Raw genomic sequence first — 19,378 nt, 5'->3', positions numbered from 1 at the left:
CAAATTTCAGCTTCTCGTCCATCTTCGTACTTTCGCTCCAAGGCATAGTCGGTCCCTCCTATGCCAAAAAACTGTAAAGTATGTGTCCGGAATAATCTGTAAACCATGTCTCGGTAAGTACAACAAGGACTTAGAGCGAGTAATCCGCTAGGTCCTTTTTGTTTTTGGTGCCTGAAAACTCGAACCCTCAAAACGCAATATGTGCACCACCGCCGGTTCGAGACCATCCAGCATGCTAGCCGAGTGATTACAGAATGGACTCTGTTTTACAACACCCAGAGACCTGACCAAGCGCCGAGCTTTTTCATTTTTATACCCCCCCAAATGCATCGGTTGTTTGTATAAATGCTTACAAAATTAAGCATTGCTAGTATTGACCAAGCTGACCTCTCTCCAAATAATCGAACTAAGTTATTTTATGAATAAACTATTTGTGGTCTCGCTTTCCAGAAATCTTGCATTTCTTTGAAAGTATTTTGCTTATTTAATTCAATTATTTGAATGGTCTAGTTTCTAATGAAAAAATTAATTTTGCTTTTTTCTGCGATTGTCCTGACTGGCTGCATACAAACGAAAATAGACACATCTTCTGCTGAGGCCTTTGTAGAAACCTCCGATAAAGTGATGGAGCAGTTGAATGGTACTGCGGCCGAAGAGCGAGAGTTGCGAAGGATGCTTTCAGAGTTTCAAGTGGCTTTCGGGATGTCTGAGATGAGTGGTTTATTTGGTGGTGGCTCATCAAGGAAAAACGCCAAATTCGAAGAGGCGTTAAATAGTATTGAAGGTAAAACGGCCGATGACCTAATTAAAATGTTAAGGGATTCAAAAAAATAGAATTATTTTATTTATTGTTTAATAGGATCATTATTATGTCTTATCAAGAAGTTGGCATGGCATCAGAGTCCCATAATAGTCTACCGCCGAACTCCGTTCAGCTTATTTACATTCTCTATGCCATCGGTTTTGTTTTTGGGTTGACTTATTTAATTGCCGGTATTATTTCAACAATTAAAAGAAGCGATGAAAGTAATGATTTTTTAAAGTCTCATTACGTTTATCAGTCCAGAACTTTTTGGTGGAGCCTTGTGTGGTTAATTGCCGGTTTTATTTTGTCAGCTATCATTGTAGGTTGGTTTGTTTTGATTGCTAACTATATTTGGTCTCTCTATCGCGTTATTAAAGGTTGGCTGGCTTTTTCAGAACGTAAGCGAATAGGAATTTAACCTATCATGATGTTGAGTCCTTGCCCAAGATGGTTTTTACAACGCGGGTGAGGATTTAGTTCTTGCTATGTATTTCCTGTGTTGTTAAGTGCCGTGGATCATCCGCAGTGAACTGAAACAACTTTTCCTTCTTCGATATGAAGGTTAAATCGATTTGGATTGTAGTCTTGAGTAACCACATAACTTTCCCCTCCTTCTCTAACAACTCTTGCTGCTTGGTTTTTAGCGCGCAGCGCAGTCATTGCATCGTCTTTTTTCATGCCGATAAGAGCGGTTGATTGTATCTGACAATTTGCAGGTTCAGATTGCAGTGAGGTGCTTGTGCAAGCAGCGCTGCTTGTTGTCAAAATAAATGCCATTAGCGATGCGTTTTTTTTTCGATTGAAAATGTGTTTCAAGATTTTAGGCCTGTTTTTATAGAATGTTTGGATTGTGTTGGCGTATTGATGGTTTTCAAGTGATGGGTGGGTTTTTTGATTTTCCATCTTGAAAATTATTTACATTTTTGTGTCATTGATTTTAAGTTGAAAAAATTAGTAGTGGGGAGGTTGAATGAAAATTATCCGTGCCGTATTAGTGATGTCATCACTTTTAGGATCCTGTTCAAGCGCATTTTCAGCTAGTCCATATCAGGTTAAAGAGCGGATTGCTGACTCTATTATCGTCAAAATGAAAGACCTTGACGCCCACCAGCGCGGTCTGTCATCTGTACAGGCTCGTATCACTTCGACTCTGGGCAAAACAGTCTTGGGTAAGACCCTGAATGTACGCGAACAATTGAACCGCAACTTTTGGGTGGTGGACATTAGCGGCAACCCCAGCGATGCTGAAGTCCTTGCCATCATCAAGAAGCTAACCAGCGGCAACCATGGTGTGTTGTCCGCAGAGCCAAACTACTACGTCTACCCTGCAGTGTTCAATGACCCTGCATGGGAGTCTATTCAAAAGCCACGGCTGAACCAGTCTGCCCAATCTGGCTACAACAATGGGGTAGCGCAGTTCCTTTCTGCCCAGCGCACAGCAGGTGCGAGTTCTGTGGTTGCAGTCGTAGACACTGGCAAGATTCCTCACTCTGATGTTGACCTTACTATTGCCAATGAAGTGAATTTCCGTCCCGGTGCGCCTAACAGTGAGAAGGGAAACGCAACGGCTGGCTTGGGTAGTGGCTGCGTTTTGGAACAAGACACTGCAATTCATCACGGTCTGAGCATGTCCAGTCTTGCAGTAGCCATACGGAACAACAATGTTGGTATGGTTGGGTTTTCCACCGCCCAAAGCTATGCAGTTCGCTCGCTGGCAAGATGTGATGGTAGCGGCACAACCTCTGAAGTTATTAAAGGGATTTTGTGGTCTGCTGGGCTTGACATGGACTCGGGCCAAAACTTTGTGGGCAATGGATACCCACGAAATGACCGAGCAGCCACTGTGATTAATCTGTCTTTGGGCGCAACCGCAGCACCGAACCAAAACCTCTGCCCTTCTGGGGGCGCACTGCACACCGCTGTTCAACGCGCCATCGCCGCAGGCTCGGTTGTGGTGGCAGCGGCTGGCAATGACTATCAATTCGTTTTCGACGGAGGGGAGTTTGACGGGCAACCTGCGGGTGAGAAACTATCGGATGTAGCAAGCTGCGAAGGTGTGGTATCGGTTGGCGCCTTGGATTTTAATGGTGGGCACGCTCGATACTCTAACGTTCCAGGCCAAGGCGAACGCTTGGTAACCAATATGGTGGTGGGCAATGGTGGAAGTCAGTCAAATGCGACATACCAAGCCACCATCAACAACGGTTACAACTACGCTGTTGGCACTTCACACGCAACAGCGATGGTCTCTGGTCTTCTTGCGAGTTTGCTTGACTTGTTGGGGCAAAACCGCCCCTCCAATGCAGCACTGCTCGATGCCATTGAAAACACTGGTTCGCCGTTCCCCGAGTCTGATTCCGTCTGCGCCCCCTCAATTCGAGATTGCGGCACGCGACTGGACATGATTGCGCTGACCAAAGCACTGAACTCCACCATCGATGTGGACACCGTGTTTAGTGGCACATTCTCGGCTTCCAGCTTCAACCTGACTGATCTTGCGGAAATCGTGAGTTTCCAGGATGCAAACGGTTCAAGCGAAGGGTTAACCGCAATCATTTCGCCAGATGGTCAATCGGTTCAAATCCGCACATCCCGAAGCGGCACATTTACTCTTAAAGCTGGTTCAAGTAGCTACGCGAACCGCACTGACCGAACACAATTGGCCACCGCCGAAGTTGTCATTAGCCAATTCGGGGACATTAGCGTCACTCTGGCTGACATCAAACGCACCTTGGCTGAACCTGCTCAGGTCGTTTCTGGTGCTACTCGTATTCTTGGAATCAGCAATTTTGGGCGTTTGCCTGACCAAAACAATGCGGCCCCACTGGTGAACGATCCCTTTGAGATTGTGGATGGAAAGATCATTTGGAGTTTTGACGGTTCTGTCAACGGTTCCTACATTTTTGATGTGTCCTATGAGGACTCGGTTTCCGCCCCTTCGAGCACGCAAGCCGGCGATGCGCAGCGAACCCAATCCACGGTGAGAAGCGCGCAGATCCAGATGGTGGTTAGCAACGGCACTCCCGGGTCTTACGCACCGAGGACCAGCCCTAGCCAAGGCAGTCCCGGGGGGGGTGGCACTTCAGCCCCAGTAGCCTCCTCTGGGGGCGGTGGTGGAGGAGGTGGCCTTGTGTCCATTTTTGGATTGCTTGGCTTGGTATGTTTGGTGGTGGTAACCAAGCTTTCTGAAGGAAGGGAAAGAGTGACCGAGGTATAAAAAAACAAGGACTTAGCGTGAGTGATCCGCTAGGTCCTTTTTGTTTTATGATCTGCAATGTTGTCGTAGTAGCACCCGCAGTACCATGCCCAAACGAAATTCTCTGCAGCAGCTTGAAAGTGCAGATGACCTGAGTAACTTCAACGAATTGGTCGTGGACAAGCGTTACGGCAAACGCGCCAAGGCCAAAAAGGCGCGGCGTAACCGCCACTACGAAAAGCAGTTTTTAAAAAACGCGGTCAGCAGTGGTTTGGTTTTGGATATCGATGGCGATGACGGTTGCACTGAATGGAATTTGGGACCCTCGTCTAATGTCTAAAAGTAATAAGCAAGCAAATAACTTGTAGTTTGGTCTTTTCAAAAGCTTCGATATTGTTTCGCATCAGCAGCACTTCGCGCTGTTCAATCTGGAAACATTATGAAGCTCTACAGAAAAATACCCGCTGACGTATCCACCGATCCGATTCCCCGAGCCGCACAGTCTGTTGCCGTGGCTCAACCGTTGACCATTCGCTTGGCCATCGGTTTCACACTGTTGGTGTTGCTTACATTGACCGTGTTTGTGATTACCCGCTTTGCGCTGAACAACGACATGAGCAGTGCGCAGGCGATCATCTCCGAGACGCTGAACGACAAAATGTTCTGGAGTGCGGTCGCTGTGGGCTTGTTGGCCCAGGCTGTTGATGGGGCGCTTGGCATGGCCTACGGCGTAACGTCCACCACGTTTTTGCTAAGCGCAGGGGCCACGCCTGCCATGGCCAGCGCCAGTGTGCACATTGCAGAGGTGTTCACCACGGGGGTGTCGGGTGTGTCGCATGCCAAGTTGGGCAATGTGGATAAAAAACTATTCTTGCGTTTGTTGGTGCCGGGCATGATTGGTGCCGTGCTGGGCGCTGTGCTGGTCACGCAGGTGGATGGCAAAGCCATGAAGCCTTTCATTTCGGCCTACCTGTTGATCATGGGTTTGTACATTCTGAGCAAGGCATGGCGCACCATCAAGGCCAGAAAGGAAGCGCCAAAGCATGTGGGTAAGCTGGCTTTGTTCGGTGGTTTTGTAGATTCCGCGGGTGGCGGCGGTTGGGGACCGGTGGTGACAACGTCTTTGGTTGGCGCTGGCAACGATCCGCGAACCACGATTGGATCGGTGAACTTTGCTGAGTTCTTCCTGGCGCTAGCGGGTGCGGCTTCGTTCACTTTGCTGGCTGGCTCTGGCGTGTGGGTGTTGGTGCTGGGCTTGGTGATTGGTGGTTTGTTTGCTGCACCGTTTGCAGCGCTGGTGACGCGCAAATTGAACACGCGCACTTTGCTGGTGTTGGTGGGCACACTGATCACTTTGGTGAGCCTGTTTAATCTGTACAAAGCTTTGATGTAATTAGCCTGCTTCTTTGAGTTGCCATGCACATGCGGTGCATGGCAATTTTTACTTTTTTCCCTCAAGTATTTTGTTGCACGGCAATCGCCTTCAGGATGAGGCTGTGCACAAGGTCGGTTCCCTCGAAGTTGTCTTCAATCCAGGCGCTTACAATGGCTTCGATGTAGCCGATTCGCCCCAGGGCATCGAAGCGTTCATGTTTGCTCATCTTTGACCAGGGCTTGCGGTACATGCCTTCGGACATTTTTACCCTGGCGCTACGCACCAATTGATCGATGTCGGGGTGCGTGTCCGTGGAGCGCATCCACATGGAATGGCCCCACGGGTTTTTTTGCAGCAGTTCAAGGTATTTGGCAAAGCGTTCGGGCAGGGGCATGGCGATGGTCCTGCTCAAAAGGGTTTGCTCAACCTCGATGAGCAGATCGTGCGTGGCGGCTTTGAGCAGTTCGCGCGTGCCGCCAAAGTAATGGCGTGGAAGGCTCAGCGCCACGCCAGCCTCGCGGGCCACCGCTTCCAGTGTAAAACCCTCCAGGCCTTGCCGGGAAAGCAGCGCCAAAGCAGCCTTCAGGATGATGGCTTTGCGTTGTTCGGGGGGAAGGCGTTTTTTGTGACTTTGCAGCATGTTGCCTGGGTGGCTGGGCGACGTTTAAAGCCGAAAGTGTAGCCGATTGTTACGCCAAACAAAAAATATTGTGGCAGCCAAAATAAATGTTTATAGTGGGTGCCACAATTAAAATGATTTGAAGAGACAGAGCGATGAACGAATTAAAACTAAGCGCGGTGGCCCTGGCCATCTTGGTGTTGGCAGGCTGCGGCGGCAGCGGCAATGGCGGTGGTGCTGGCGCGGCACGCACGCAAGTGGAGCAGGGCACGCCGCCGGGTGTTTCGCCACAGGCTTGTGGGGCCAGCCGGTCGCCCGGGGGGCGGGTGTACCGGGTTCAAATTCCTTCGTTGATTGATGGGGAAGCCATCACATTCCAGGTGTTTGAGCCGGATGTGTTGGATTGCAATGCCAAGCATGCCTTGATTGTGGAGGGGCATGGGTATGCAGGTTCTCGTCAAACCGAGAAAAGCACGAGTGTGGATGGGCTGGGGCCTTCGATCGGGCCGTACACCGCGGCTGGCTACGCGGTGATCAGCATTGACCAGCGCGGCCACGGGGAGTCGGGCGGTACGGTGCGGGTGATGGACCCGGACTTTGAGGGGCGCGATGTGGCCACCATTCTGGATTGGGCTGAGGCCAATCTGGATTACCTGCGCTACCGCGACAACAACCTGTTGCTGGGCAGCATTGGTGGAAGCTATGGAGGTGGTTTCCAAATGATGTTGTGGGCCACAGACCCCAAGGGGCGGCTGGATGCCATGGTGCCAGAAATTACCTGGAACGACCTGCCCAACAGTTTGAGCCCTGGCCATGTGGCCAAGTCGTTTTGGTTGGGGTTTTTGGGCAGTGGCGGGGACATTAACACCGATGGGCGGCAAGACCCTTACATTCGATCGGTGTTGTTAAACACGCTGGCCAGTGGGCAAATGCCCGAGGCCGCGCGCAAGCAATTGTTTGCCCATTCCCCTGCCTATTTTTGTGGGCAAGACCGCTACGGTTACGGCAATTTGCAAGGCACCAGTTCGGATGGGTCTGATTTTCCTTTGGGGCCGCTCACGGCCAGTTTGCCGCCTACCACCAGCACTTTTTCGGTGACACGGGCACCTTTGAAAAACTTCAACAAAGTGGATGCTCTGGTGTTTCAAAGCCCGCGAGATAACCTCTTTAATTTCAATGAGGGTTATCACAATTTTGAATGTTTGAAGAAGGGTGGGGGCGATGTGCGACTGCTCACCTCTGAAAACGGGCATGGCACCTTGGGCCTGGATTTGGGCGTACCCACTCAGGCTTTGGCCACGGGCGCTTTGCCACAAAACAATTGTGGGCCCATTAACCCTGTGGAGGCCACCCTGGCCTGGTTTGATGAAAAGTTGCTTGGCAAAGGCAATGCTGACAGCGTCATTGTGTCTGGCAAGAAGGTGTGTATGTCCCTGGCCAACAACGATGCCGTGGCGGTAGAGCAGGTCAGCCTGGGGGGTACCGAGTTTGCTGTTCAACTGCCGGGTGGGTTACCTGTGCCCGTTGTGTTGGGTCAGTTGGCCCCGGTGGTGATTCCGCTTAAAACGATTGACGCACCTTCTGAGGTGGTGGCCGGTATTCCCCGTTTGGATGTGTCCATTGGATTTGGCAATGCGGCTTTGGATGCGCTGTGTGCGCAAGCGGTGGACCCCTTGCTGCGGGTGGCCAGTTGTGATTCCACCGTGTTTGTGGGCTTGGGTCTGGTTACGTTGTCCAGCAGTGGCAAGGTGCCGGTGGTGCCAGAGCTGATTGATAACCAAGTGTTACCCCTGCGAGGTTTTGGCCAACACAGCGTGGACATGGTGGGTGTGGCAGAGCGCTTAAGCCAAGGCGATCAACTGGTGCTGTTGGTGTATGGTTCGTCCCCCGTTTATGCGGGCATGACCTCAAAGGACCCGGCTGCGGCTGTGGTTACCGTGCAGGGCACTGTCAAAGTGCCACTGCTGGGGGATTTAGGCAAAATTTGATGAGCTTTTTAAAATTTGTTTTCGATTAACACTGCTTGTAGCGCCAATTGACCCGGCTTGGGCCAAGGCGCTTTGGTGCCTTTGCCAATGGCCACCATGGGACCCATGACATGGTCAGCGGGCAGATTAATAAGCTTGGCCACGGCCTCGATGTCAAAGCCGATCATGGGACAACTGTCCAGGCCCTCGGCTTTGGCGGCCAGCATCAAGGTTTGCATGGCCATGCCAATCGAGCGTTGTGCTTCATCACGCTGTAACCATTCACGACCATCGTGGAATGGCCCCATCCAGCCCACCAGCAGGTCGGCGACTTCCTTGGGGGCATTGGTCCAATAACGCTCGGGATTTTTAGCCCACGCTTTGGTGTCTGCGGTCATGATGACCAACAATGAGGCATCGGTGATTTGAGCCTGGTCGTTGCCAAGATTGCGCATCTGTTGACGCAGGGCAGGGTCGCGCACAACCACAAACCTCCAGTGCTGAATGTTGAAACTGGTGGGGGCCTGTAGCGCGGCTTCAAACAGTTTGGTTTCGGTGGTTTGGGGAATTTTAAATTCGGGGTCGAAGGCCTTGATGGCCCGGCGTTGATACACTGCGTCGAAAAAATCCATGTACTGCTCCTGGTGCTTTAAACGGTCACAGGCCCGCGGTTAACGGGCTTGAGCCATAAAGCTTATAACGAAGGGTGACCGGTGCCCATTCGGGTGTTTACGAGGTTTTAGTTCGTGCTTGCTTTGGTGGCCGCTGTTCTTTGCAGCATTAGGTCAGCCAACTGCAGTGCACCCGTTGGGGTTTGATCGAAGCGCAGTTCAACAGCTTTCAGTTTATTGAGCCTGATGCCAGTTACTTTACTCAGCGGAAAATCCACAGCATTCAAGATTGTTTTTCGCGATCCACCACCCTCTGGGTTACCCGGTGGGTTGTAAAGGGATTTGGTAAATTCGCTGGCCTTGAATGCAAATTCTTTGCCTTCTTCATCTTCCAGCACGAGGGTAAAGTTTTGATCTTGCGCCTTGTCGCTGTTCAAGGTGCTTACAGCCACGCGAAGGCTGATCAGATCGAACTGGCTTGCATCCACGGCATCAAATTGATTGCGCAATTTGGCTTGTCCGGTCCAAGCAATGGCCAATTGTGGCGTGATCGAAAACGTGGTGGCCGAAGGGCAGCCCACGCCGTCTGCATTGGGGTCGCAGATCTCGTAGGTGCTCAAAGCTTGCTGATTCACAACACCGCCGAGTTGATTGGTGCTTAAACGCGCTTCGCTACCAAAATCGTTGATCACCAACCGATCTGCCGCTTTTGGGGTAATGCTTAAATGATGGCGAAATTCACACGGGCCAGTGCCATCTGGGCAGGCTTGAGCAATCACTTCTGCCCGACCATTCCAATAGTTTGCAAAGGCTGCTTCTTGACCCACAAAGTATCTGAAAAAACTCGCCATGAAAAATTGCCCCAGTGCGCGTTGTTCCTCTGGCGTGTCACGCTGGTTGGTGCTTGAATTTGTACCGCAGAAAGGGTCGTCACCGCCGGGGTTGGTGATGGTCCAGTCATCCGAGGTCCACACCGTGTTGAAGTAATTGTGGTTGCTGCCCATGGTGAGAATCTGGAACTTTGGCGTTGCGTCGTCGGCTTTCAGGTAACGGGAGTCGTCGTATATAAACGCACCTTGCAGATCTTCCACGTCGCCGTCGCAATAAGGAAGCAGGGTGGCGTAGGTCATGCCATCAACCACATCGAAGTTGTAGTCGGTGGGGGCCAAGCCAAAAGTAGCGACTACTTTGTGCGGGCGAGTTTGCTCGCGGTTATAACTCACAAACTTGGCCACACCATCGCCACCGCGCGAATGGCCCATGGTGCCAATGCGGTTCATGTCGAGTTTTCCTTTCAGAAATGACAGGCTATTTCCAGCGGTTTGTGGACGGGTGGATGCGCCGGTTTCTTCAATGTCGCGGAATGCATCCAAGTGTGCCTGAATCAATTGCGCGCGTGCATTGGCACCAGCATCACCGCTGGCAGGCGAGCCGTCGTTGTCATTGATGTCGTTGGCGTCCACCGAGATCACGGCATAACCATGGCTTGCCAAGTGATCTACCAAATACTGGTAACCCTTGTAGCTGTCAGCCGGGCCAACCACGCCATTGACGTTGGGGCAGGTGTCGTCGTCAGCAATCAATACGGGCAACTGAAGCAGATCGGTTTCACAGGTTTGATGACGGCCATGCATCAACAAGATCACAGGCATCTTGCCTGGGGCATTCGCGTCGTAAGTGATGTAGCCATGCACGTCGGTTTCGTAACTGGCGTTTCGCTTGGGATCGTTCACCGTGAGGCGGCCAAATCGGTAATCCACGGCCTGAAGGTTGGCCGCAGGATTGATTTCCATGGGGCTGGCTGATGTGGTTTGTAGGGCAGGGCGGGGCTCTGGTGCAGGAGGCGGTGGTGGTGGCGGGGGGGTGGTGACGTCTTCGCTGGGGTTGAGCCTCGAGGGTGCCCCTGCCTCATCGGAGTTACAGCCGATGAGGCTGGTGCTTGCAATCACAAGGGCCAATACCATGGCCGACGTGGAAAATAGGGGGTAGGGCATGCTTGCCTCCTTTCAATGCGTGATTTGAAAGGAAACATCGCAAGCCCTATGCCACGAGGTAAGTTACTGACTTCATGCCCGTGTTGTTGTGGGTAATTGGAGTAGTTTCACCATGGTGAAAAGGTAAATCTTTGTGGACACAGGGCCCTTGGTTTGTGCGTTGCACCACAAGCGGGATCGCTCATGCCCCGTGATAGGGGGGCAGATCTCAGTTGGCACGATCTGCTTGAGGGCGCACCCTCACATCCAGCACACCCGAGCGCACATGCAAATCGCGTTGGGGGAATGGAATCTCAATATTACGCTTGCGTAGTTCGGTTTCTATTTCCCATAGGAACAAGGCCTGGGTGCGCTTGGGGCGGCTCATTAGCTCGTTGCCCACCCAAATGACCAATTCGAAGTTCAAGCTGTTGTCGCCAAATTCAACGAGCCACACCTCGGGCTTGCGGCGTGGCTCGCCGTCGATTACTGCACCGTCCACCCGCTTGGCGGCTTCCAGTGCAGCTTCGCGAACCTGCTCTTTGTCACAGCCGTAGGCCACGCCAAAAGGCACATGGATTCGGCGGGATTTCTCGGTAAAGCTCCAGTTGATGACTTGCCCGTTGATGAATTCGGAGTTGGGCACAATGATGTCGACGTTGTCGCGTGTGGTAATTCGAGTAAAGCGCAAGCCGATTTCGTTGACCACGCCGGTGGCACCCGATGACATTTCTACGAAGTCGCCAATCTTGAGGCTTCGCTCCACGATCAGAATGATGCCCGACATGAAGTTGCTGAAAATATTCTGCAATCCGAAGCCAATGCCCACGCCGATGGCGCCGCCCAGAAACGCCAGGCCGCTGAGGTTAAAGCCCATGTAAGACAGGCCCATCAAGGTGGCCACCACCCACACGGTGTAACGAACGAGCCGGCCCAGCAAATACAGGGTGGATTCGTCAATGCCCTTGTACGATTTACCGCGGGTTGCCCGTTGCATCAGTTTTTCCAGGGTGGCTGCGCCCCACCATGCCGCAATGATGATGAGCAACAAACCCAGCACGCTGGCCAAAGAAAAATTGCTGCCTTCGCTGGTGAACAAAGGGGTGGTTAGCCACTGGTGGGCCAAGTTAAAAAAATGCGTGATGCTGTCCATGGCGTTTTTCCTGCTTTGAATGTTGACATTGTGACAGCTTGAGCGTGCGGCTGGCTGGCATACTGGTGTTTTAGGAAGCAAACACAGGAGCAGTGCCATGACCATCAAAGCCTATGCCGCATTTGAAGCCAAGGGTGAGTTAAAGCCTTTTGAATACGAAGCCGGTGAGTTGGGTGCGTTTGAGATTGAAATTGATGTTGACCACTGCGGCATTTGCCACAGCGATGTGAGCATGATTGACAACGATTGGGGCATGGCCCAATACCCCTTGGTGGCTGGCCACGAAGTGATTGGCCGCGTGGCTGCGTTGGGCAGCCATGTGTCGCATTTGGCGGTGGGCGATGTGGTGGGCCTGGGGTGGCATGCGGGCTACTGCCAAACCTGCCGCATGTGCATGGGCGGCGACCACAACCTGTGTAACGATGCGCAAGGCACCATTGTTGAACGCCATGGTGGCTTTGCCAACAAGGTGCGGGCGCAGGCCATGAGCGCGGTAAAAATTCCCGCTGGCTTGAACCCGGCCACCGCGGGGCCTTTGCTGTGTGGCGGCATCACCGTGTACAACCCGTTGGTGCAATTTAATGTGTCGCCGCAAGCGCGAGTGGCTGTGGTGGGCATTGGTGGATTGGGGCATTTGGCGGTGCAGTTTTTGCGGGCCTGGGGCTGCGAGGTCACGGCCTTTTCCAGCAACCCTTCCAAAGAGCAAGAACTGCGGGCCATGGGTGCACACCACGTGCTGAACAGCAAAGATGCCAAAGCACTCAAAAAGGCGGCAGGCCGTTTTGATTTGATTTTGTCGACGGTGAATGTAAAGCTGGATTGGAATGCCTACGTGGCCACATTGGCCCCCAAGGGGCGCCTGCATTTTGTGGGCGCTACGCTGGAGCCGCTGGACATTGGGGCTTTTGGCTTAATTGGCGGGCAACGTTCAATCTCGGGCTCGCCAGTGGGCAGCCCCAGGGTCATTGAAGACATGCTGAACTTTGCTGCCTTGCACAACATTGAGCCCATTGTTGAGCCTTATCGGTTTTCGCAGATCAATGAGGCCCTGGACAAAGTGCGAAACGGCAGCCCACGGTTTAGGGTGGTGTTGTCACACTAATTTTTTTAGCTGCCGTCTTATTTTTTTAGCTGCCGTCTTTTGCGGTGGATTGGTCAAGCTCAGCAAGCGACTTGGCCAAGCCATGCACCTTGTGCTTGGTGGCCCCAACCAGGTTCGAAATTTCTAGCGCTGCCGCGGCGCTGCGCTGGGCCAAGCCGCGCACCTCGTCGGCCACCACCGCAAAGCCTCGACCAGCTTCGCCAGCGCGGGCCGCTTCAATGGCAGCATTCAAGGCCAGCAGGTTGGTTTGGGATGCAATGCCGTTGATGGTGCTCACGATGCTGCCAATTTGGTCGCTTACCTGCACCACATCGCCCATGGCGGTGTTGGTTTCTTCAATGGTTCGGCGGCGGGCGGTGGAGTCGCTGCCGTACATCACAATGCGTTTGATTTGACCACCAAACCCTTGAATGGGGGTGACGGTGGCATCGGCGTAGACCTTATCGCCTTGTGCATTGGTGAATTGCAGTTCGGCAGACACGGCTTGGTTGGCTTTTAGCTGTTCCAGTTGCTCGTGGCTGATGATGTTGGTTAGCGTGTTGTTGCTGCGTTTAAGCTCATCATGGTTGCGCACGCCGAGCAGGGCCAACATGAGGGGGTTGGCATCGGCAATTTGCCCGCCAAGTTCCCATTCCATCACAAGGTTGGAACGCTGAATGGCAGCCAGCCGCACATCAAATTCCACAGACCGGGTTTTGGTCTCGGTGATGTTGGCCTGGATGGAAATGAACTGTTGCAACTGACCTTTGGCATCAAACACCGGGTTAATGGCCAGTGAGATCCAGTAGGGGTTACCGTGTTTGTCGTAATTCAGAATTTCGTCGTAGAAGGCTTCGCGAGCATTAATTTTTTGGCGAATTTTTTGCACGGTTTCGGGGGAGGTTTCTTTGCCTTGCAAAACATGCCCTGGTTTTTTGCCACGCACCTCGGCCAGGCTATAGCCTGTCAGCCTGCTAAAGCCCGGGTTGACGTATTCAATCAAGCCTTCGGGGTCGGTAATCACCACGGAGTTATCCGTTTCGTTGGCCACCAGCGAAAGCAAACGGAATTGTTCCCTTTGGGCGACCTCTTTGGTGACATCCTTCACAAACGCGGTGTACAAAATTTGTTCGCCCAAGCGCAGCTTTGAAAGCGACAAGCCACCCCACACCACTTGACCGTCTTTGCGCTCAATTTTGACCTCACGGCTGGTGCCCACAATTTTGTCCACACCAGTGGTGCGGTTGGCGTTCACCAGGTTGTCATGGTTGTGGCGAATTATTTCTGGCACCAACATTTTGACGTTTCGGCCGACCACTTCGCTGCGCTGGTAACCCCACAGACGCTCGGCGGCTGCATTGAAAAAGGTCACGTTGTTGTTACCGTCGATGGTGACCACGGCATCGATGGTTTGCTCAAGTGTTTGGTTGATGAGTTCTCGGGCGTTGCGTTCGGCAGAGATGTCGCGAACAAAAGCGGTGTAGGTGATTTTGTTACCGTTCTTGACCTTGGACAGGCTGAGCGAAGCCCAGATTTTTTCACCGTTTTTGCGCTCCAACTCCACTTCGCGGAAGGTGCCTACGATGCGGTCTTGCCCCGTGTTGCGGTTGTTGTTCACATAGCTGTCGTGTTGGCTTTGAATGGCCTTGGGTACCAAGAGCTTGACGTTTTTACCGATCACCTCTTGAGCCTCGTAGCCCCACAGCCTTTCAGCCGCCTTGTTGAAGTAAGTTACCTTGTTGTGCTCGTCGATGCTGACCACGGCGTCGATGGCTTGGTCAAGAATTTGACGCTGATCCGATTTGCCAAACAGCATGGTGACTTACTCCTTTAAGGGGGGGGCGCAAATGAATTAACCCGAGTGTGCGGGATTCGCGCTGCCAACATAAAGGAGATAAGCGGGCAAAAATTTGCCCAATTTTTAGGCTGCCTCGCACCGTTATGCATTCATCGGCTGTACAGCAACAGGTTGGCTGTGTTGCGCGAGTCGGTTACCAAGCCAGGTGTGGCATTGTTTTTTAACAGGGTGACCACATCCGCAGGTGCAACGCCTTGCGACAGCAGCTTGGCTGCCGCCCCGGCCACATGGGGTGCGGCCATGGAGGTGCCGCTCAAACTGCGTTGGGCATTGTCATTGGCGATGTCGGCCGACACAATGTTGGAGCCGGGCGCAAAAATATCCACACAACTCCCGATGTTGGAAAACGAGGAGCGCCGGTCGTTGATGTCGGTGGATGCCACCGTGATGGCCAATGGCTCACGCGCGGGGGAAAACCCACAGGCATCGCGAGAGTCGTTGCCAGCAGCCACCACGGCAACACTGCCCGCGTTGTGGGCCGAGCGAATGGCCTGGTCCATGGCTGTGGAGGCGCCGCCGCCCAGGCTGAGGTTCATCACCGCGGGTTTGACATGGTTTTGAATCACCCAGTCCACCCCGGCAATGGTGGTGGACGTGGTGCCCGTGCCCGTGCAATTGAATACCCGCACACCGTGCAGGGTTACATTTTTAGCCACGCCAAATTGCGTTCCCCCAATGGTGCCCGCCACGTGGGTGCCGTGCCCATTGCAATCGGACGGGTTGGTGGATGTATCTTGCGGGTTGCTTGGGTTGCTGTTTGAGGGGGGAGGCGAGCTGGGTGGGCCAAACAGACCGCCGCCGAACAGCCCACCACCACCAAGGAACCCACCGCCTAACAGTCCACCTGAACCACCGGTGGTGGCGTCAAACCCATTGCCAATGCGACCCGTGAATTCGCGGTGGCTGCCGCGTATGCCCGTGTCCACCACATAGGCGTGCACTCTGGCGCCGGTGGAGGTGTAGGTGTATTGCATGTCGCGTGTGTTGGGGCGCGTGTCCAAGCGATCCAGCCCCCACACCGCGTTGTTTTGCGTGGTGTTGTTCAGGCGGATGGTTTGGTCTTGTTCAATGTAGGCCACCAGGCCGCTGCGCTTCAAACCGTTGGCCACGTGGTCGGGCAACTTGGCAGCAAAACCTTTGAAGGCGTGTTGGTAGCGGTAAGTAATTTGTTGTGGATCGAGCCCCAGCTGGTTTTGGGTTTGCTCCAGCAGTTTTTGTGCGGGTGCACCAAGCGGTAAGTCCAAAGCCTGACTAAGCACGTCGTCACTTTTAAGCACAATGATGTAGTGATTGGGCAAAGGTTCGGATTGAGCAGCCGACGCGGCGAGGGACAAACCAAGACCGACCAGCAAGGTCGCACTGTAATTGTGCATAGGGGCTCCAGTAAAGTGATTAGGTAAATACCAAGTTGCTACCTGCTGTGCGCCCAATTGGATTCAAAAATTGCCAGGTCTCTGCAAATGTCTTATTGCCTGTTTGGGTGAGTGCGACGTGTCGCCTGCCCGACATTCAAAATTGATTCAAATACTTACACTACAAAAAACAAAATCGATTTGGAGACAGACATGGGTGGCCGCAGCTTTGCATTCTTTGGCGCATGCCTTTTTTTATCAGCTTGCATCGGCACCGGCGGCGATACGCCAGGCAGTGCCGGTGGTCGAGTGGGGCCATCTGGCAACGCGATGCAGCAAGACCGTTTCAACGTGGCCAACCAGTGCTTCACGATACAGTTTGCTAACACAGGCGCTGCCATGCAAAAAGCTGGGGGAAGCTACTCTTTGGCCAGTAGCGGCACCCCGATTTTTTTGAAGCCCAGCCGCTTGGGTCAATATTTGCTTTTTGACACCGATGAGCAATTTGTGGGATTGGCCAACACCAATCCGTTTAACCAAGCGCAGTTGATTCAATTTGTACGAGCCGGGGCGGATTTCTTTTCTGGCCAAGGCGATTTGCTAGAGATTATCGAACCGGCCAAGCCAGCCAGCGATGCCATTCGCGCGGGTGGGGAGTCTTTCAAAGCCCAATTTGATGGCGCGGCCTCGGCCACGCCAGACACACAGGCTTCAGCTCTCACTGAGCCTAGCCAGTTGGCGGTGTGGGTGCTGCAAGAAGTTGGACAGGGTGGTACGTTTCGATTGAAACAAGCCGTGACCGGGCAGTATTTGGCAGCGCAGGGCGATGCACTGGGCCTTGAAGAAGTGCCTGGCCCGGCCAGCGACGTGCGCTTGTTGCCAGCGCAAAATTGTGCAGTGTTTCCTGAGGCGGAATTGAATGCCACCGGCACGCCATACAAGGGCACAACCGGTGCGGGTGAGGTGGTGGGCTGGATCGACACGCACATTCACATCGGCGGCAGTGAAGCCTTGGGTGGCAAGCTGGCGCACGGGCGACCTTTCCATCCCTTTGGCATTACAAAAGCTTTGGACAGCTGCGAAGCGGACCATGGGCCGCAGGGCACCTTGGGCGTTCTCGACAATTTATTGGCCACCGGAAGCCCGGTGAACCAACATGCCACCGATGGTTGGCCCACCTTTAGCTATTGGCCCAACCCGCGTTCGCAAACCCACCACCAAACCTATTACATGTGGATGAAACGCGCCTGGATGGGTGGGCAGCGCATCATGGTGAACCATTTTGTGGCCAACGAGGTGATTTGCCAGGTGTGGCCATTGAAGGAACACGATTGCGACGAGATGGAGAGCGTGAAGCTACAGCGCCAACTGTTGCTTGACCTTGAGGAATACATTGATGCTCAGGAAGGTGGCCCTGGCAAAGGGTGGTTTCGCATTGTGTATGACAGCCAAACCGCCCGCCGCGTGATTGAGGATGGCAAGTTGGCGGTGGTGATGGGCATCGAAAACGAAAAATTGTTCAACTGCGGCGAGTACCTGGGTATGCCAGAGTGCACCGAGCAGCAAGTCATTGAAAGGCTGGACGAGTTCTATGCTTTGGGCATTCGCAGTGTGTTCCCACTGCATATTTTTGATAACGCTTTTGGTGGCACAGAAATAAGCCGCTTTACCAAAGATGCAGCCCTGATGCAGGTGTTTAACGCCGGCAACATATGGGAGACCGGTCACCCTTTTGCAACCACCACCTGTGAGGAGATTGACGAGGCCGAACCCAGCACAGTGGAAAGCAAAGATTATGGTTTGTTTGAACTGGCCATGTTGCAAATTATGAACATACCCCCGACGCCGCAGGATGTGCCTGGCCGCGAATGTCAACGCAATGCGCGTGGCTTGACCACGCTGGGTGATTTTTTAATCGACAAGCTGGCGAAGAAGGGTGTGATCATCGAGACCGATCACATGGGGGCGCGTGCGCGCAAACGGGTGTTGGCCATGATGAAAGAGCGGGGTGTTCCGGTGGTGTCTGGCCATTCAGGCACCATCAGTGCTGCGCGTGACAGCCAACGCATTGTGGATCTGGGGGGATTGATCTCTAATTTGCCAGATAAACCTTCGCCCACCGCTGTGGATTACATGCAAAAGCTCAGCGCCCTGTACCCCCCGGGCAAAGCGCCTGCCAGCGGTTTTGGGTCAGACATCAATGGCATCCACCAGCAGGCAGACCCTCGACCCGATGCGGCAGAGAATCCCTTGGTGTACCCCTTTAAATCACCCATGGGCGATGTGGTGTTTGAGCGTCAAAAAACCGGCGAACGGGTGTACGACTTGAACACCGATGGGGTGGCACATTATGGCCTTTACCCAGACTACATTGCGGACATGATGATGCAGCCCGGTGGCAAGCAAGCCGTGGCCACCTTGTTTAGATCGGCCGAGGCTTACTTGCAATTGTGGGCGAGGGTGGAGGCGTATGCTCGCACCGGCAAATAGTTTTGGGGGCTCTTAGGCAGGAATGCCTCCAAACTTTCCGGCATTGAAGTCGGTGATGGCTTGCACAATTTCTTGCTGGGTGTTCATCACAAACGGCCCATAACCCACAATTGGCTCGTCCAAGGGTTGGCCACTGAGCAGCAATACCACTGCATTGCCGTTGGATTCCAAAGCCAGTTCGCTGCCTTTGCGGTCAAGCACGGCGAATTGATCTGCACGCACCACGTGCTCGCCATTGATTTGCACGGTGCCATGCAGCACCACCACCGCCACAGGCCAGCCCTCGGGCAGGTTCAGCGCGGTGTAGCTGTTGGCATTTAATCGCATGTCCCAAACCTGCATGGGCGAAAATGTGTTGGCCGGCCCCGTGTGGCCTTCGTATTCGCCGGCAATCACTCGCACCTGGCCGGCCTCGTTCGGCAAAGCCACGCTGGGAATTTGCTGGCTTTCAATGGCCTGGTAACCAGGGGCGGTCATTTTGTGCCGGGCTGGCAGGTTGACCCACAGCTGCACCATTTCAAGCGAACCACCTTTGGCAGTGAAGGCTTCAGAGTGAAACTCCTCGTGCAAAATGCCCGCGCCAGCAGTCATCCATTGCACATCGCCGGGGCCGATGACCCCGCCTTGGCCTGTGGAGTCTTTGTGGGCCACTTCGCCTTTGTAGACAATGGTCACTGTTTCGAACCCACGGTGGGGGTGTTGCCCAACGCCGCGGGGTGTTGCGGCTGGTGCAAACTCAGCAGGCCCTGCGTGGTCCAGTAGAAGAAAGGGGCTGAGTTGTTGCCCGTGGCTTTGGTAAGAAAACAGCGACCGAACTGGAAAACCGTCACCCACCCAGTGACCCTGAGGCGCATTGTGAATACCGATTAGTTTTTTCATGAATACCTCCAGCTACAGT

General features: G+C 53.4%; 15 protein-coding genes and 1 pseudogene. 8 read left to right on the top strand and 8 right to left on the bottom strand.

All coding sequences use genetic code 11. The features are described from left to right. Positions 1-516 precede the first annotated feature (516 nt). Both ACEQU8_RS12810 and ACEQU8_RS12805 read left to right on the top strand, forming a co-directional pair. On the top strand, positions 517-834 hold the full coding sequence (locus ACEQU8_RS12810; protein WP_370264122.1) for a DUF6694 family lipoprotein: 318 nt from the start codon (positions 517-519) through the stop codon (positions 832-834). Between the two features lie 35 nt (positions 835-869). Then, positions 870-1,223, top strand: coding sequence for a DUF4870 family protein (locus ACEQU8_RS12805; protein ID WP_370264120.1), 354 nt, complete (start codon positions 870-872; stop codon positions 1,221-1,223). A gap of 98 nt (positions 1,224-1,321) precedes the next feature. On the opposite strand, the gene ACEQU8_RS12800 is transcribed toward ACEQU8_RS12805, so the two are convergent. Then, positions 1,322-1,708: an I78 family peptidase inhibitor gene (locus tag ACEQU8_RS12800; protein WP_370264119.1), complete on the bottom strand. Its 387-nt coding sequence runs from the start codon at positions 1,706-1,708 to the stop codon at positions 1,322-1,324. A gap of 67 nt (positions 1,709-1,775) precedes the next feature. Here ACEQU8_RS12800 and ACEQU8_RS12795 point away from each other — a divergent pair, with 67 nt between their 5' ends. The 3 genes from ACEQU8_RS12795 to ACEQU8_RS12785 all read left to right on the top strand — a co-directional run bounded on the left by ACEQU8_RS12795 (position 1,776) and on the right by ACEQU8_RS12785 (position 5,394). Further along, positions 1,776-4,022 carry a S8 family serine peptidase gene (locus tag ACEQU8_RS12795; protein ID WP_370264118.1) on the top strand — a complete coding sequence of 749 codons (2,247 nt, stop codon included), beginning with the start codon at positions 1,776-1,778 and terminating at the stop codon, positions 4,020-4,022. A gap of 85 nt (positions 4,023-4,107) precedes the next feature. Continuing rightward, positions 4,108-4,341: a hypothetical protein gene (locus tag ACEQU8_RS12790; RefSeq protein ID WP_370264116.1), complete on the top strand. Its 234-nt coding sequence runs from the start codon at positions 4,108-4,110 to the stop codon at positions 4,339-4,341. Positions 4,342-4,440: 99 nt separating this feature from the next. Continuing rightward, the gene (locus tag ACEQU8_RS12785; RefSeq protein ID WP_370264114.1) at positions 4,441-5,394 is read left to right on the top strand and encodes a sulfite exporter TauE/SafE family protein; all 954 of its coding nucleotides are present in this window, start codon (positions 4,441-4,443) and stop codon (positions 5,392-5,394) included. A gap of 61 nt (positions 5,395-5,455) precedes the next feature. Here the strand turns inward: ACEQU8_RS12785 and ACEQU8_RS12780 are convergent, their stop codons facing one another. Then, on the bottom strand, positions 5,456-6,016 hold the full coding sequence (locus tag ACEQU8_RS12780) for a TetR/AcrR family transcriptional regulator (protein WP_370264113.1): 561 nt from the start codon (positions 6,014-6,016) through the stop codon (positions 5,456-5,458). A 134-nt stretch (positions 6,017-6,150) separates the two neighbouring features. Here ACEQU8_RS12780 and ACEQU8_RS12775 point away from each other — a divergent pair, with 134 nt between their 5' ends. Beyond that, on the top strand, positions 6,151-7,983 hold the full coding sequence (locus tag ACEQU8_RS12775; RefSeq protein WP_370264112.1) for a CocE/NonD family hydrolase: 1,833 nt from the start codon (positions 6,151-6,153) through the stop codon (positions 7,981-7,983). An 8-nt stretch (positions 7,984-7,991) separates the two neighbouring features. Here ACEQU8_RS12775 and ACEQU8_RS12770 read toward each other — a convergent pair whose 3' ends face one another. The 3 genes from ACEQU8_RS12770 to ACEQU8_RS12760 all read right to left on the bottom strand — a co-directional run bounded on the left by ACEQU8_RS12770 (position 7,992) and on the right by ACEQU8_RS12760 (position 11,699). Then, positions 7,992-8,594 (bottom strand): nitroreductase family protein, encoded by a 603-nt coding sequence (locus ACEQU8_RS12770; RefSeq protein ID WP_370264110.1) that lies wholly within the window; start codon positions 8,592-8,594, stop codon positions 7,992-7,994. A gap of 107 nt (positions 8,595-8,701) precedes the next feature. Further along, positions 8,702-10,567, bottom strand: a complete 1,866-nt coding sequence (locus ACEQU8_RS12765) for a hypothetical protein (protein WP_370264109.1) — start codon at positions 10,565-10,567, stop codon at positions 8,702-8,704. A 208-nt stretch (positions 10,568-10,775) separates the two neighbouring features. Then, positions 10,776-11,699 carry a mechanosensitive ion channel family protein gene (locus ACEQU8_RS12760; RefSeq protein ID WP_370264107.1) on the bottom strand — a complete coding sequence of 308 codons (924 nt, stop codon included), beginning with the start codon at positions 11,697-11,699 and terminating at the stop codon, positions 10,776-10,778. 97 nt (positions 11,700-11,796) lie between these two features. Between ACEQU8_RS12760 and ACEQU8_RS12755 the strand changes: the two genes are divergently transcribed. Then, positions 11,797-12,801, top strand: coding sequence for an NAD(P)-dependent alcohol dehydrogenase (locus tag ACEQU8_RS12755; RefSeq protein WP_370264106.1), 1,005 nt, complete (start codon positions 11,797-11,799; stop codon positions 12,799-12,801). Between the two features lie 106 nt (positions 12,802-12,907). Here the strand turns inward: ACEQU8_RS12755 and ACEQU8_RS12750 are convergent. Further along, a pseudogene (locus ACEQU8_RS12750) lies at positions 12,908-14,596 on the bottom strand (PAS domain S-box protein); the annotation flags it as partial. 131 nt (positions 14,597-14,727) lie between these two features. Continuing rightward, positions 14,728-16,011, bottom strand: coding sequence for a S8 family peptidase (locus ACEQU8_RS12745; protein ID WP_370264104.1), 1,284 nt, complete (start codon positions 16,009-16,011; stop codon positions 14,728-14,730). 192 nt (positions 16,012-16,203) lie between these two features. On the opposite strand from ACEQU8_RS12745, the gene ACEQU8_RS12740 reads away from it, so the two are divergent. Beyond that, entirely contained in the window at positions 16,204-18,480 is a 2,277-nt protein-coding gene (locus tag ACEQU8_RS12740) for a hypothetical protein (protein WP_370264103.1), read from the top strand. Between the two features lie 12 nt (positions 18,481-18,492). Here ACEQU8_RS12740 and ACEQU8_RS12735 read toward each other — a convergent pair whose 3' ends face one another. Beyond that, complete coding sequence (locus ACEQU8_RS12735; protein WP_370264102.1) at positions 18,493-19,359, bottom strand: pirin family protein; 867 nt, start codon at positions 19,357-19,359, stop codon at positions 18,493-18,495. Positions 19,360-19,378: the final 19 nt, after the last annotated feature.

Origin of the sequence: Limnobacter sp., assembly GCF_964228395.1 — a bacterium.
Lineage (GTDB): Bacteria > Pseudomonadota > Gammaproteobacteria > Burkholderiales > Burkholderiaceae_B > Limnobacter.
Note: the sequence above shows the minus strand (reverse complement) of the source record. Positions and strands in the feature narration are given on the sequence as shown.

Coding starts and splice junctions, on each gene's coding strand:
- ACEQU8_RS12810 (WP_370264122.1), top strand. CDS start 517: ATGAAAAAATTAATTTTGCTTTTTTCTGCGATTGTCCTGACTGGCTGC.
- ACEQU8_RS12805 (WP_370264120.1), top strand. CDS start 870: ATGTCTTATCAAGAAGTTGGCATGGCATCAGAGTCCCATAATAGTCTA.
- ACEQU8_RS12800 (WP_370264119.1), bottom strand. CDS start 1,708: ATGGAAAATCAAAAAACCCACCCATCACTTGAAAACCATCAATACGCC.
- ACEQU8_RS12795 (WP_370264118.1), top strand. CDS start 1,776: ATGAAAATTATCCGTGCCGTATTAGTGATGTCATCACTTTTAGGATCC.
- ACEQU8_RS12790 (WP_370264116.1), top strand. CDS start 4,108: ATGCCCAAACGAAATTCTCTGCAGCAGCTTGAAAGTGCAGATGACCTG.
- ACEQU8_RS12785 (WP_370264114.1), top strand. CDS start 4,441: ATGAAGCTCTACAGAAAAATACCCGCTGACGTATCCACCGATCCGATT.
- ACEQU8_RS12780 (WP_370264113.1), bottom strand. CDS start 6,016: ATGCTGCAAAGTCACAAAAAACGCCTTCCCCCCGAACAACGCAAAGCC.
- ACEQU8_RS12775 (WP_370264112.1), top strand. CDS start 6,151: ATGAACGAATTAAAACTAAGCGCGGTGGCCCTGGCCATCTTGGTGTTG.
- ACEQU8_RS12770 (WP_370264110.1), bottom strand. CDS start 8,594: ATGGATTTTTTCGACGCAGTGTATCAACGCCGGGCCATCAAGGCCTTC.
- ACEQU8_RS12765 (WP_370264109.1), bottom strand. CDS start 10,567: ATGCCCTACCCCCTATTTTCCACGTCGGCCATGGTATTGGCCCTTGTG.
- ACEQU8_RS12760 (WP_370264107.1), bottom strand. CDS start 11,699: ATGGACAGCATCACGCATTTTTTTAACTTGGCCCACCAGTGGCTAACC.
- ACEQU8_RS12755 (WP_370264106.1), top strand. CDS start 11,797: ATGACCATCAAAGCCTATGCCGCATTTGAAGCCAAGGGTGAGTTAAAG.
- ACEQU8_RS12745 (WP_370264104.1), bottom strand. CDS start 16,011: ATGCACAATTACAGTGCGACCTTGCTGGTCGGTCTTGGTTTGTCCCTC.
- ACEQU8_RS12740 (WP_370264103.1), top strand. CDS start 16,204: ATGGGTGGCCGCAGCTTTGCATTCTTTGGCGCATGCCTTTTTTTATCA.
- ACEQU8_RS12735 (WP_370264102.1), bottom strand. CDS start 19,359: ATGAAAAAACTAATCGGTATTCACAATGCGCCTCAGGGTCACTGGGTG.